At 40.6% G+C, this 13,800-nt stretch carries 9 protein-coding genes; 8 read left to right on the top strand and 1 reads right to left on the bottom strand.

Annotated features, from left to right (window positions below; translation table 11 throughout):
- The first annotated feature begins 93 nt into the window (after positions 1 to 93).
- The 3 genes from AWN68_RS01710 (at position 94) to AWN68_RS01700 (ending at position 2,816) form a co-directional block, all read left to right on the top strand.
- Positions 94 to 1,482, top strand: a complete 1,389-nt coding sequence (locus tag AWN68_RS01710; RefSeq protein ID WP_084362721.1) for an RNA-binding domain-containing protein — start codon at positions 94 to 96, stop codon at positions 1,480 to 1,482.
- Between the two features lie 28 nt (positions 1,483 to 1,510).
- Positions 1,511 to 2,119 carry an alpha-ketoglutarate-dependent dioxygenase AlkB family protein gene (locus AWN68_RS01705; protein WP_068410550.1) on the top strand — a complete coding sequence of 203 codons (609 nt, stop codon included), beginning with the start codon at positions 1,511 to 1,513 and terminating at the stop codon, positions 2,117 to 2,119.
- 202 nt (positions 2,120 to 2,321) lie between these two features.
- A complete protein-coding gene (locus AWN68_RS01700) occupies positions 2,322 to 2,816 on the top strand; it encodes a DinB family protein (protein WP_068410547.1) in 495 nt (164 codons plus the stop codon).
- A 9-nt stretch (positions 2,817 to 2,825) separates the two neighbouring features.
- Here the strand turns inward: AWN68_RS01700 and AWN68_RS01695 are convergent, their stop codons facing one another.
- Positions 2,826 to 3,329: a regulatory protein RecX gene (locus AWN68_RS01695; RefSeq protein WP_068410544.1), complete on the bottom strand. Its 504-nt coding sequence runs from the start codon at positions 3,327 to 3,329 to the stop codon at positions 2,826 to 2,828.
- A 50-nt stretch (positions 3,330 to 3,379) separates the two neighbouring features.
- On the opposite strand from AWN68_RS01695, the gene tpiA reads away from it, so the two are divergent.
- The 5 genes from tpiA (at position 3,380) to AWN68_RS01670 (ending at position 13,770) form a co-directional block, all read left to right on the top strand.
- A complete protein-coding gene (gene tpiA / locus AWN68_RS01690) occupies positions 3,380 to 4,141 on the top strand; it encodes a triose-phosphate isomerase (protein ID WP_068410541.1) in 762 nt (253 codons plus the stop codon).
- Between the two features lie 9 nt (positions 4,142 to 4,150).
- On the top strand, positions 4,151 to 4,981 hold the full coding sequence (gene prmA / locus AWN68_RS01685; protein WP_068410538.1) for a 50S ribosomal protein L11 methyltransferase: 831 nt from the start codon (positions 4,151 to 4,153) through the stop codon (positions 4,979 to 4,981).
- Between the two features lie 98 nt (positions 4,982 to 5,079).
- Complete coding sequence (locus AWN68_RS01680; protein ID WP_157716029.1) at positions 5,080 to 9,744, top strand: hypothetical protein; 4,665 nt, start codon at positions 5,080 to 5,082, stop codon at positions 9,742 to 9,744.
- 74 nt (positions 9,745 to 9,818) lie between these two features.
- Entirely contained in the window at positions 9,819 to 11,207 is a 1,389-nt protein-coding gene (locus AWN68_RS01675; protein WP_068410533.1) for a dipeptidase, read from the top strand.
- 58 nt (positions 11,208 to 11,265) lie between these two features.
- Positions 11,266 to 13,770: a protein-disulfide reductase DsbD family protein gene (locus tag AWN68_RS01670; RefSeq protein ID WP_084362720.1), complete on the top strand. Its 2,505-nt coding sequence runs from the start codon at positions 11,266 to 11,268 to the stop codon at positions 13,768 to 13,770.
- The last annotated feature ends 30 nt before the right edge of the window (positions 13,771 to 13,800 follow it).

The following is a 13,800-nucleotide window of genomic DNA, read 5'->3' as shown; positions in this document are numbered from 1 at the left end:
AACGGATTTACTCAATCTACAAGGAGGTCTGCGCTTGTTTCAAATTCAGATGAATAGCGTTACTTTAGTCTTTAAGGAATATAAATACCCCGAATGACCACAGAAAGACTTCAAGAGTTTCTTAATAACGGAGAGAATATTGAAGTTGAGTTCAAAACCTCACAGTTTGAGCTTAACAGAGATGTATTTGAATCTGTTTGTGCTTTCTTGAATCGAAAGGGAGGACATCTATTCCTAGGAATTAGAAATGATGGTACTGTTGAAGGCATCATGGATTCTTGCTTAGAGGATATTGCTAGCAATTTGGTGAATAACGCCAACAACCCTCAAAAACTTAACCCTCCATATTATTTGTCGACCGAATTGATTGAAGTAGAAGGCAAAAAGATAATTTATGTTGTTGTCCCAGAGAGCTCTCAGGTTCACAGTACCAACGGAAAGATTTTTGATAGAAACAGAGATGGTGATTTCGACATTACGCGACAAACGGAACAGGTAACACAGCTTTATCTTAGAAAACAAACCACCTATTCCGAAAATCGCATTTATCCGTTTATTGAACTTGATGATTTTCGTCCAGACTTATTTGAAAAAGTGAGAAGGTTAGCTAAAAATGAAAGGGCTAACCATCCTTGGCAAAATATGACGGATGAAGACCTGTTGCGCTCAGCAGGCCTATTTAGAATGGATCATTTTAAAGGGAACAGCGGGTTTACCCTGGCTGCTGTACTTCTTTTTGGTAAGGATGAAGTAATTCAAAGTGTTCTGCCTCATTTTAGAATTGATGCTTTGCTGAGGGTGGAAAATACAGATCGCTATGATGATCGAGATGACATTCGGACAAACCTCTTAGATGCTTACACTAGGTTAACGGATTTTGTTAGGAAGCATTTACCAGATAAATTTTTTCAAGAGGGAGAGCAACGCATAAGTTTGAGAGATAGGATTTTTCGCGAGGTAATCGGTAATCTGATTATTCACAGAGAATATATTAACCCCTTCCCTGCAAAGTTGATTATCGAAAAAGATAGAGTAGTGGTTGAGAACTGGAATCGACCTCATAATAATGGCGCTATTGACCCGCTCAATTTTTCTCCTTACCCTAAGAACCCGCTAATCGCCAAATTCTTCAAAGAAATTGGAATGGTGGATGAATTGGGTTCAGGAGTTCGCAATACATTTAAGTATTGTGGCATTTATACTACCGGGGCAATACCTGAATTTATAGAAGGGGATGTTTTTAGTACCGTGATTCCCTTAAAAGGGACTACCCAAATGACTACCCAAATGACTACCCAAATGACTACCCAAATGATACTGGATTTGCTTAGCAAGGATCCATCATTAAGCAGGTACAAATTGGCGCTGGCCATCGGTAATATTACAGAAGACGGAATTAAATACCATTTAGAAAAACTTAAGGAAGAAGGTAAAATAAAGCGTACGGGAGGCACAAGGGGGAAATGGGAAATAATAAATTAAAGCTGATTTTTAAAACGTAACCACGAGAATGAATCTGTTCCCTGAAGAAATAGACGAAACCAAAAACTGGCTACCCAAAGACGGTACGGTTAACTATTATGGAAAACTAGTTTCCGAGGAAGAAGCGAATTTCTATTTCCGAAAACTCTTCGATGTTATTGAATGGCGAAATGATGAGGCTGTCATTTTTGGCAAGCATTTTATTACCAAGCGCAAAGTGGCTTGGTATGCAGATCAACCTTACGAATACAGTTATTCCAACGTCACCAAAAAAGCCCTGCTTTGGACGCCTGAACTACTAAGCTTAAAAGCTTTGGTAGAAGAAAAAACGGGTGAAAAATTCAATTCTTGTTTGCTCAATTTATACCATTCTGGAGAAGAAGGAATGGCCTGGCACAGTGATGGCGAAAAGGACTTGAAGAAAAATGGAGCCATCGCCTCTGTTAGTTTTGGAGCCGAAAGAAAATTCGCTTTTAAGCACAAAGAAACCAAAGAGAAGATTGATATTTTCTTAGAACACGGCAGCCTCTTGGTTATGAAAGATACTACGCAAAGCCATTGGCTTCATCGCTTACCCCCCACCAAAAAAGTAAATACCCCAAGGGTGAATTTGACCTTCAGAACGATTATGAGGTAAGTTAATTGATATAGAGGTCTGACCTTCGGTGCCGACCTTAGAAAAGCGCCTAGTGTGACCAACCGGTCGGTACCGAAGGTCAGACCGTGTCTGCTTCTCAGCTAAGCCTAAATCCAAAAGAATTTCATTTACCAAAAACCTACTGACATAGGGTTGTCACTAGTGCACTTTAAGTTTATACCATAATCTTAAATCGCACGATATGAAAAACGAAACATTAGCACCAGTAGTCATCAGCCCAAACGACTTATTAACCCAATGGCAAGGACACCGCAACCTTACCCGCAGAGTGATTGAGGCTTTCCCAGAAGACAAACTTTTTAGTTATTCAGTAGGCGGAATGCGTCCATTTTCTGAATTGGCCTTAGAAATGATCCACATGGCTGTGCCCAGCGTAGTGGGAATTATCACTGGGAAATGGAAATCCTTTGGCGAATCTGAGGCCGAAGAAAAACCAACCACCAAAGCGGGACTTCTCAAACTTTGGGACGAGTCAACGGAAAAATTGAATGAGTTATTTCCTCATATCAAACTTGAGCGTTTTCAAGAAGTTGAAAATGCTTTTGGTCAATATGAAGGCACCAACCATGCCCTGATTTTTTATTGCATTGATAACGAAATTCACCACAGAGGCCAAGGATATGTTTACCTCCGTACTTTGAATATTGAGCCTCCTTTTTTCTGGGAGAGAAACTAAGCGTGATAATTATGGAGCTGTTGAATTGAGCAGCTCCTCAATTACATCCCGGATCAAATCGCCTTCGAAACCTTTCATTACCAAGTGTTGCGTCAGTTTGCCACGCACGGTATATTGGTTTTCGGCTTTAATGGTCGGTAATTTTTTTTCTGCATGACGCATGAGGGTGGCGTAATAATCATCGGGGTCAATTTCCATAAACCCTTTTTTCATGCAGTAATCAGAGATGCGATGCTGCTTCAGCCCTTGCAAAATCTTACGTTTGCCCCAGCCCTTGATTCTAAATTTTCCCCCAACATAGGCTTTTGCAAAACGCTCTTCATTGATATAATTATCGGTAATTAGGTCGGATAAAATTTCCTCAACTTCATCATGGTGAAGGCCATAGCCATACAGCTTGTCGCGCACCTCTTGCTGCGAACGCTCCTGATAAGCGCAAAAATCGGCCGCTTTGAGCTTGGCCACTTTAGGGTCTAATCGCTTTGGTTTGTGTTCTTCGTATTGAAAAGCCATCGAACTAAGTTAGAATGAATTATCTTTGGGCAAAACACAACAAACCGATAATGAGAAAAAAGATTGTTGCAGGTAACTGGAAAATGAACAAAAACTTCAGCGATGGCCTTACACTGGCATCTGAAGTGGTAAACATTGTGAATGACGAACTGAATGATGACGTCATCGTCATTATGTGCTCTCCATTTATTCACCTGGCCCAAGTAGCAAAAAATGCCCAAGAAAGCGATAAGGTTTTTGTAGGTGCTCAAAACATGAGTGAACACACTGCTGGCGCTTATACAGGCGATATTTCAGCCGAAATGATTAAATCTGTAGGTGCAGAATATGTTATTCTTGGCCATAGCGAAAGAAGAGAATACCATAATGAAACAAACGATCAACTTGCGAAGCGAGTAGATTTGGCTTTAGAAATGGGGTTAACTCCAATTTTCTGCTGTGGCGAATCGCTTGAAATCAGAGAATCTGGCAAGGAAGTGAGTTATGTATGTAATCAACTTACGGAAAGCCTTTTCCACCTCACAGAAGATGAAATTCAGAAAGTTGTAATTGCCTACGAACCGATTTGGGCAATTGGGACTGGAAAAACAGCCTCATCGCAACAAGCACAAGACATGCACAAATCGATGCGTGATTTCTTAGCGGGTCAATTTGGGCAAGAAGTAGCAGATGAGGTCTCTATTCTTTACGGAGGAAGTGCCAAGCCAGACAATGCAAAAGAACTATTCGCTCAGCCTGATGTTGATGGCGGCCTAATTGGCGGAGCATCTTTAAAAGCCAGAGACTTTGTAGAAATTGCTAAGTCATTTTAATTGAAACCAATGAATTACATAGAAATCAAAGTCCATTGCGATCAGCCATTTAGTGAGATACTAATTGCCGAAATGGGCGAATTGGACTTTGATACCTTCGTTGAAACCGAGGTGGGTTTTGACGCATATATTTCGGAAGATGTTTTTAGTCACCCTGCTTTGCAGCAGCTTTTCAACAATTACCGAAAGCAAACCCGCATTTGGTACGAGTTGAATAAAATTGAAAAGCAAAATTGGAACGAAGAGTGGGAAAAGAATTACGATCCGATTGAAGTCGGTACCGACATTTTTGTGCGTGCTACTTTTCATGAATCGAAGCCGGGCTTTAAGCATGAAATCATCATCCACCCACAGATGTCTTTCGGCACAGGGCACCACGAAACCACTCACCAAATGTTGGCACTAGAAATGACACTAGACCATCAGGGCAAAACGGTCTTGGATGTCGGTGCTGGCACAGGAATTTTAGCCATTATGGCGTCAAAACTTGGGGCCTCGGAAGTATCGGCCACCGACATTGACGATTGGTGCATTGATAACGCCAGAGAGAACTTTGCCTTGAATGCAATTGAGCCAAAAGATGTTTTGCTGGGCACCATCGATGAATTTACTTTTGATGCGCCTTTCGATATTCTTTATGCCAACATCAATAAAAATGTGCTTTTGGCTGAAATGGAACACTATGCGAAGCTTACAAAATCAGGTGGTCATTTATTCTTAAGTGGGTTTTATACCCACGATGAGGCCGATATTCTGGAGTGTACTGCTGCAAATGGTTTCGAAAAGTTGAATTCAACCGAAAGGAAAAACTGGGCGGCTATTCTTTTAAAGAAACTGTAGTTTCAAAGTATTATTTCCGTCCTTTTATCGTTATTAATGGTCAGTTGAAGGGTCGTATGGAATTTCTGGTCAAAAGGATTTTATATAGTTTATTGGTTTTGTTGTGGCTTCTGCCGAGCTCTTTTGCGCAAGAAGCGACACCAACGGACTCTATTGTTTATACCCCAGATATTGCCAGAATTCTCACCACTCCTAACCCTACCAGTTTTGGAACCGACTATGCGCCTTTTATAGAGGCATGGCAGGCAAATGATTTCACCAAAGCTCAAAAAAATCAATTAGGGCAAACGCTTTTGAATATGGAAAAAAAGGGCTTTAGGCCCCGTTTCGATTTTAAAGGAGTTTTTAACACACTAATTCTGGCCAAAGAAAAGCGCAGTTTTAATCAGTTACAGTTTGACGATTTGGTGAAAGCTTGCTTAAGCGTTTCTGAAAACTACGACAAGAAAATCATTGATCAATTTCATCAATATGCCGCGTTCTTCTTGGGCGACATGGCAGTTTTTAAAGACCGTAGTTATGGTATTTATGTCGAAAATGCAGATTTCGATTTAAAGTTCAACGGTTCTGCAGATCTTTCGGAAGAAGAGCCTTTTGTAGCCGAGGCCCAAAAAGGGCCTGACGCCATTGAGCTTTTATTGATGAAGCAGCAAGGTTTAACCTCTGGCGAGGAAGAAGTTATCAACAATGAGACTAAACTAGAAGAAACTTTGCCCGCCATGCCCACCCGAATGGGACCAGTAATCGAGTTCAAAAAACTGGATCTCGTTTTTGTAAATCGTCTAGACACAATCTATCTCAGAAATACACAAGGAAATTTCTCTTTTGAAACACTTGAGTTTGAGGGGCAAGGTGGTGCGGTTGACTGGACCAATGTGGGCTTGCCTGCCGAAACCACTTATGCCAAACTGCGCAATTACTTTTTTTCTGTTACTCAGACGGATATTAAGTTCGATGAAGCCTATTTTCACTATCAGGGAAAATTAGATGAGCCCATAGTAGGAGCAGTAGAGATTACCCTGACTCCACAACGAAGCACAGTAGATTCATACCCCAAATTTATATCGGATTTTGCCGATGCACCCATCAATGACTTAGGAACCAATGACCTGACCTACCGAGGTGGCGTAAGTTATCAGGGAAGAGACTTTTATAGTAAATCGGCTTTTAATGAACTTTCTAGGATAGAGGGCTTTGTGAATGGAGAATTGAAGTTTAGAGCGGAAGCGTCCAACTTTGTTTTTAACAAAAAGGACTCTATGGTCAGTTCTGCAGTAGCGAAAGTAACCATTTTCCATGGTACAGACTCTATATATAACCCTGCTGTAGGAATGGTCTATAACTACGGAAAATATCGTTTGGACCTCGAACCTAATAAAGGTGATTATGGAACTACACCTTTTAGCTCTTCTTTTTATGGCGTTGACCTCACGGGCGATCGCTTGATTTGGGACTTGAAGTCTGATTCGTTGGATCTAACCATTGGCTCAGCACGAAGCGAAGTCCCTCTGATTGTTGAGTCAAAGAATTTCTTTAGCTCTTCAAGATTCTACAGCCTTTCTCAACTGTACAATTTTAATCCCTTGATCCTTTCGGTGAGGCAGGCTCAGCAATATGAGCCAAAGAATGAGTTTTACATTTCATCACTTTCCGAAGACCGAAAAATAAGCCTCGGAATTCTGAAAAAGAGTATGAACGACTTGATGTCTAAAGGCTTGGTGCTTTATAATGAATATACCGGAAAAGTAATTATTACTGCCAAAGGGCTTCACTACTACGATTCAGGGCGAGATGAATCTGATTTTGACGATCTCGTCATCCCTTCCGTCATAGGCTCTTCTCCCAACGCTACTATTAACTTGGTGAACGATACTTTAACGGTTCGAGGAGTTGAGAAATTTTACGTAAGCGATTCGCTTGATGTTATGATTACACCAACCAACGGAGTGGTTAAAATTTCCAATAACAGAACGATAGAATTTGATGGCGCGCTGGAGGCAGGAAACTTTCAGTTCAATGGTCAAAGATTCAAATTTGACTACAATAATTTTTTGGTTGAATTGCCCCAAATTGATTCAATTAAACTCCAAGTAGAACTGGAAGAAGGAAAGAAGGAGGCTTTGAATAATCAGTTGGTAAACACTTCAGGGGTTTTAAATATTAACGACCCCAATAATAAATCGGCAAGAATTTCGAAACCAGAATACCCCATTTTTACTTCTAATGAAAGTACTAGTGTAATGTTTGACAAAAATGGGGTGCTGGGAGGTGCCTATGATAGTACCGTATATTTTGACATACCCCCTTTCAAACTCGACAGTGCATCTAGAGCAGACCCCTCTGATTATGCCTTTGAGGGGACATTCTATTCAAATGGAATTTTTCCAGAGTTCAAAGAAAGCCTTAGGGCGATGCCTGATAGATCTTTTGGTTTTATTCATTCAATTCCTGATTCGGGTTATAGCCTCTATGGCACTTCTGGAAAATTGTATGGTGAAATAAGCATGGATCAATCGGGCTTAAACTCTCCAGGTAAAATCGACTTTTTAACAGGTGGTTTCAATACCGAATCGGTTACTTTTTATCTAGATTCCATGTATTCGAAAAAAGGGATTGAAGGAAAAATTGATCCAGGAACACTCAATGGGGTTTCATACCCCTCCGTAGAGCTATCTAGGTATGAACTAAACTGGCTACCTAAAAAGGACAGTATGAATTTACGAAACCTGGAAGCTCCATTTAAAATGTATGACAGCTTAGGTGCATTTAGCGGTATGCTCACTTTGTCTACAAACGGCCTTTATGGTAAAGGGGAAATGAAGATGCGGGGTTCTAAAACCAATTCGGAGAATTATACGCTGCAAGAAACCTCTTTTGAATCTAGAAACTCTGACTTTGAGTTGGGTTCTGGAAATCCGAAAAAACCAATATTGAGTTCTGCCGATGTAAGAGTGAATTACGATCTGGCCAACAATAAGGCTATAATTCAACCCGAGATACAGGGTAATGCGGCATTAACCTTTCCTTTTGCGCAATACAAAACCTCCATTCCTACAGCCGAATGGGATATTGCCAACAATATGATTACCATGACAAAGCCAGATACTGTGGCCCTTGAAAAATCCTTTTTCTATTCTACAAAAAAGAGTATGGATTCCTTAGTGTTTATGGGTACAAGTGCCAGTTATGACATTGAAAAAGAGACCTTAAAAGTTGAAGGTATCCCATACATTATTGTAGCCGATGCGCTGATCACACCAGAAAATAATGAGGTATTGATTTTAGGAGATTCTGAAATTGGTGCATTAGAAAATGCGGTTGTCGTGTTTGATACAGCACAGGCGAACCACCGTTTGTACGATGCCAACATTGAAATTATTTCCCGAAATCGCTTTAGAGGCCAGGGTACTTATCAACTGGTGATTTTGCAGGATACCTTTGCTATTAAATTTGATCAATTCGGCTTGGAGGAGGATCAAGAACATGGGCTTTATACTAAATCAAGCGGGAAGATTAGTGGTGACAGTGGTGTAATTGTTTCACCAGGATTCACCTATAAAGGAACAGTCTTTATGTATGCCTTTAGAAAGGCACTAGAGTTAAAAGGAGCTGTAAAGCTTAATCTTGAGAAACTGAAAGAGAAAAACGTATGGATTGAATACGAATCGAATGATGATATTTCGGAGGTGGTTTTCAACTTTGATGAAGCCCGAACAGAGCTTGGTGAGCCGCTCACGGCTGGACTTCACTTTAATAGAGGAGCTATTTATCTTTCTTTTATAACGGAAAAACGAGGCTTGGATGATGAAGACTTTTTTATTCCAAAAGGCGGAAATCTGTTCTATGATCAAAATACAGGCTCTTACAACATCGTAAACCCCAATAAACAAGAAGATCCGGCTAATTTTTACAAGGGTAATATGTTTTCATATAACGAAGATAGCCAAGACGTTTCTTTTGAAGGAAAGCTGAATTTTGTGAGCCCACTGAGTAAAGGGTTGACAGTCCAAGGGGCAGGCAAAGGCACTGGAAATTTAGATTCTGCTGACTTTAAAATCAACGCCATGTTGGTTATGGATTTTGGTTTGCCAGTGGCAAGTGTTCCGTTAATGGCTCAAAACTTGAAGGATATGGCTGAAAAATTAGGAATAAAAAGAGCCCATGACGACCGCTCAGACCTAATTTATAAAGCAGCCGAGTTTATTGGTGATGAAGCCGTAAAAAAATGGGACAAATCATATCAGACGGTGCCGATTCCTTTGGTGAATGCTTCAGCTAATGGGGAGTTGATGAAAAATTTGGTCATTTCAAACGTAGACTTAAGGTGGTCAAAACAGTTAAAAACTTTTTATAGCGAAGGGAAAATTAGCGTTAGCAACATCAATAATATTGACATCAACATGGAGCTGGATGGCTTTGTCGAAATTAAGAAAACCCCAGAGGGTGACATCGTAAATGTTTTGATTCAGATGACGGATGGCACTTGGTATTACTTCACTTATGATGGGTTTAGCTTAGGTGCTTTTTCTTCTAATGCCGCCTTCAATGCCTCCATTGGAAACCCCTTAGACGGGAAGGGAAAAGCGAAATCTAAAGTGGGCGAATTCAATGTCTTCTCATACTCTTTAGAAGAAGTGATCGCTTGGTCACGGAATTACCGTAAACTATTCTACGGCATAGATGAACCGTACAAACTGCTGATGGCGAGCGAATCGGATCAATCACTTAAAAAGAAAGAAGTGGTAGAGGGCGATGGATTTTAGCCTGCCTAAAAGAAGCCCTTTCTGATGGGCGTTTCGTTTCAAAACAATTATCTTCGAGTCATAATTTAAGACCTATGGCAAACATCAACGATTACATTGAAAATAATAAGGATCGCTTTTTAAACGAACTCCTTGATTTACTTAGAATTCCTTCGGTAAGTGCCGACAGTAAGTTCAAGGGAGATGTCTTAAAGGCAGCCGAATTTATACACGGAAAACTACTAGAAGCGGGTGCTGATACAGTTGAAATATGCCCAACAGGAGGCCACCCAATTGTGTACGGAGAAAAAATTGTTGATGCCAAATTGCCTACCGTTTTGGTTTATGGTCATTACGATGTACAACCAGCCGACCCCTACGAACTATGGGATTCACCTCCTTTTGAGCCTGTAATTAAAACGACAGAAATTCACCCAGAAGGGGCAATTTTCGCCCGTGGTGCTTGTGACGACAAAGGCCAAGTGTATATGCACATTAAGGCTTTTGAAACCATGATGAAGACCGATAATCTTGCCTGTAACATTAAATTCTTAATCGAAGGGGAAGAAGAGGTTGGGTCTGACCATTTAGGAATTTTCCTTGAAGAGAATAAAGAGAAATTGGCCGCTGACATTGTCTTGGTTTCCGATACTGGAATCATTGCCAACGATGTGCCTTCAGTTACGGTTGGTCTAAGAGGTTTGAGTTATGTTCAGGTAGAAGTTACTGGGCCAAACAGAGATTTACATTCAGGTTTATACGGTGGGGCTGTTCCCAATCCAATCAATGTGTTGGCCGAGATGATTGCCTCGTTGAAAGACGAAAACAAAAAAATAAACATACCAGGCTTCTATGCCGATGTAATTGAGCTTACTGCAGAAGAAAGAGCGGCAATGGCCAAAGCGCCTTTTAATGAAGAAGACTATAAAAAATCAATCGGGCTTAATGCTACTGAAGGCGAAGCAGGCTATACTACAATTGAACGTTCTTCAATTAGGCCTACACTAGACGTCAACGGAATTTGGGGCGGATATATTGGTGAAGGAGCCAAAACCGTAATTGCCTCTAAAGCCTATGCTAAAATATCAATGCGTTTGGTGCCGAATCAAGACCCAGATAAAATTACCAAGCTGTTCGAAGATCATTTTGCTTCAATTGCACCTCCTTCTGTAAAAGTAAAAGTGACCCCACATCATGGAGGTCAACCTGCGGTTACGCCAACAGATTCTCCAGCATATATTGCTGCGTCTAGGGCCATGGAAACTACTTTCGGAAAGACACCTGTGCCATTTAGAAGTGGAGGAAGTATTCCTATTGTGGCACTTTTTGAACAAACGCTTGGTTTGAAAACTGTACTGATGGGTTTCGGTCTAGATTCAGACGCTATTCATTCACCAAACGAACATTATGGTGTTTTCAATTATTTTAAAGGGATTGAAACCATTCCATTGTTTTTCAAAAACTTCGCAGAGTTGAATGACTAAATTACATTTACAATGAGCCCTAATTTTTAGGCTCATTTATTTTCCAAATGCTGGTTTTATGAGAAAGTATCTATTGTCATTCATTCTTATTGGTTTTGCCCTGAGTTCTTTTGCTCAGTTTCGTCAAACTACCAATTGGACTTTTGATGCTTCACAAAATGAGGTAAAAGTAGGGGACGAAATTGAGTTGATCTTCAATGTCAATGTCGTTAAGGACTGGTATATCTACTCTTCAAATCAGAAGGAAGATGTGATGGCCATACCCGCCACTGCAGAGCTGAATGCAGATCCTTCTTTTGAAGTCATCGGTAAACTTTACGGGGTTAACCCAAAGCATAAATACGATCCTATTTGGGGTGATACGGTAGAGTATTTTGGCAGCAGAGGAGAATTCAGACAGAAGATAAGAATACTCAAGAGCAATCTCAATATTTCGGGGGTACTTGATTTTCAAACTTGCACAGACATTACTGGGCAGTGTGTTCCAGGTGAACAAGACTTCGTAATTGATTTTATTAAAGTAGTTGGAGGTGACAAGGAGCCAGATGAAACGCCAGCAGAAGTAGTCCCTCAAAGCTTATTAAGTCAAGGGCCAGGCGTAAGAAAGGTTACTTCTTGGAGACTCAGCAAGGAAGGAACTACCGAAGTAGGCACTGAAATTGATCTTGTTTTCAATGTAGAAGTAGATGACTATTGGTACATTTATTCCAGTGATTTAGCTCCTGATGCATCTGCACTTCCTGCTACTGTTTCTTTTGAAGAAATGGGTGGTTTTGAAGTAATTGGAGATTTGATTCCAACCAACCCAAAGAAGAAATTCGATAACTTTTTTAATGAGGAAGTTACCTACTTTACTGGAAAAGGGGAGTTTAAGCAAAGAATAAAAATCTTAAAGCACGACTTTCAATTAAGGGGAGAGTTAGAGTTTCAAACTTGCTCTGATGTAGAGGGCCTTTGCATTCGAGATACTGAAGATTTTGATGTAGCCTTTTCTTCCTTAGAAGATGGTGCACAAAAGATTACCACAGCAGCAAGTGTAACGACTAGCACCATCAACAAAACAAACCAAGGTGGTTATGACGATTTACTAAAACCCGAAGACGATGGCTCCTTATGGGGCTTTTTTATAACCGCATTTCTTTTTGGTTTGGCAGCATTATTAACGCCATGCGTTTTTCCAATGATCCCGATGACAGTCGCTTTCTTTACGAATAGCAGTCAGTCGAGGGCGCAGGCCATTACCAAAGCCAGTATTTACGGGGTCTCGATTATTGTTATCTATATCCTAATAGGCTTGCTTTTCACAAGTTTATTTGGGGTAGGCATTGCCAATGAATTGGCCACAGGCGCTATTCCAAACATTATATTCTTTGCGGTATTTGTGGTTTTCGCACTTTCCTTTTTTGGTCTTTTTGAAATCGTATTGCCTAGTGGACTTGTCAATAAAATGGATAAAAAGGCCAATAAAGGTGGAATGTTCGGCACCTTCTTTATGGCTTTTACTTTGGTGCTCGTGTCATTTTCATGCACTGGGCCGATTGTAGGAACAATTTTAATCGAGTCTTTTCAAGGGCAAGTGATTAAACCCGTTGTGGGAATGCTTGGTTTTTCTATTGCCTTTGCTATTCCTTTTACGCTGTTCGCAATCTTCCCAGGAATGCTGAAGAGCCTTCCAAAATCAGGCGGCTGGTTAAACTCCGTGAAGGTGGTTTTAGGGTTTATCGAATTGGCCTTGGGTTTTAAATTCCTAAGTGTAGCCGATCAGGCTTATCATTGGGGCTTGCTCGACCGTGAAATTTACATTGCCATTTGGTTGGTAATTGCAGTGCTATTAGGCTTCTATTTGTTAGGGAAACTGCGCTTACCACACGATGATGAAGTTCAAAAAACTTCGGTACCTCGTTTGGTGATGGCCATCATTAGTTTTGTGTTTGCTGTGTATTTATTGCCAGGCATGTTTGGCGCACCACTCAAAGGACTGTCTGGCTATTTACCTCCTCTGAGCACACATGATTTTTCTGTAAGAGAAATGATCAGAGAAGAAATTGAAAGTGCTCAGATTTCTGGCACCACTACTGAAACAGGTTTTCCGAGTAAAGTAAAATATTCAGACATTCTACACTTGCCCCACGGCATCAAGGGCTTTTTCGATTACGAACAAGCTTTGGCTTATGCCAAAAGAGTGAAAAAACCGCTCTTTATTGACTTTACAGGACATGGCTGTGTGAACTGTCGTAAGATGGAAGAGTATGTTTGGTCGGACCCAGAAGTGCTCAGAAGAATGAAAGAAGACTATGTGGTGGTAGCTTTGTACGTAGATGACAAAACAGAATTGCCTGAGTCAGAATGGTACACTTCTGAGTTCGACAACAAAGTGAAAAAGACTATCGGGAAACAGAACTTCGATTTTCAGATTACCCGTTTTAATGGCAACGCACAACCTTACTATGTGCTTTTAGATAATAATGAAGAAGCATTAGTTCGTCCAAAATCTTATGATGCCGAAGTGTCCAACTTTGTGGAATTTTTAGACAAAGGGCTGGCAGAATTTGCCAAACGCTAATCCATACCTGTGGCGCTTTTCGAGCGTTGG

It is taken from the genome of Roseivirga echinicomitans (assembly GCF_001592935.1).
GTDB classification, from domain to species: Bacteria; Bacteroidota; Bacteroidia; order Cytophagales; family Cyclobacteriaceae; genus Roseivirga; species Roseivirga echinicomitans.
The sequence above is the reverse complement of the archived record's forward strand: the minus strand, read 5'-3'. Positions and strand labels throughout refer to the sequence as shown.

Excerpts from the sequence above, each read along its gene's own strand:
- AWN68_RS01710 (WP_084362721.1), top strand. The coding sequence starts at position 94 with ATGACCACAGAAAGACTTCAAGAGTTTCTTAATAACGGAGAGAATATT.
- AWN68_RS01705 (WP_068410550.1), top strand. The coding sequence starts at position 1,511 with ATGAATCTGTTCCCTGAAGAAATAGACGAAACCAAAAACTGGCTACCC.
- AWN68_RS01700 (WP_068410547.1), top strand. The coding sequence starts at position 2,322 with ATGAAAAACGAAACATTAGCACCAGTAGTCATCAGCCCAAACGACTTA.
- AWN68_RS01695 (WP_068410544.1), bottom strand. The coding sequence starts at position 3,329 with ATGGCTTTTCAATACGAAGAACACAAACCAAAGCGATTAGACCCTAAA.
- tpiA (WP_068410541.1), top strand. The coding sequence starts at position 3,380 with ATGAGAAAAAAGATTGTTGCAGGTAACTGGAAAATGAACAAAAACTTC.
- prmA (WP_068410538.1), top strand. The coding sequence starts at position 4,151 with ATGAATTACATAGAAATCAAAGTCCATTGCGATCAGCCATTTAGTGAG.
- AWN68_RS01675 (WP_068410533.1), top strand. The coding sequence starts at position 9,819 with ATGGCAAACATCAACGATTACATTGAAAATAATAAGGATCGCTTTTTA.
- AWN68_RS01670 (WP_084362720.1), top strand. The coding sequence starts at position 11,266 with ATGAGAAAGTATCTATTGTCATTCATTCTTATTGGTTTTGCCCTGAGT.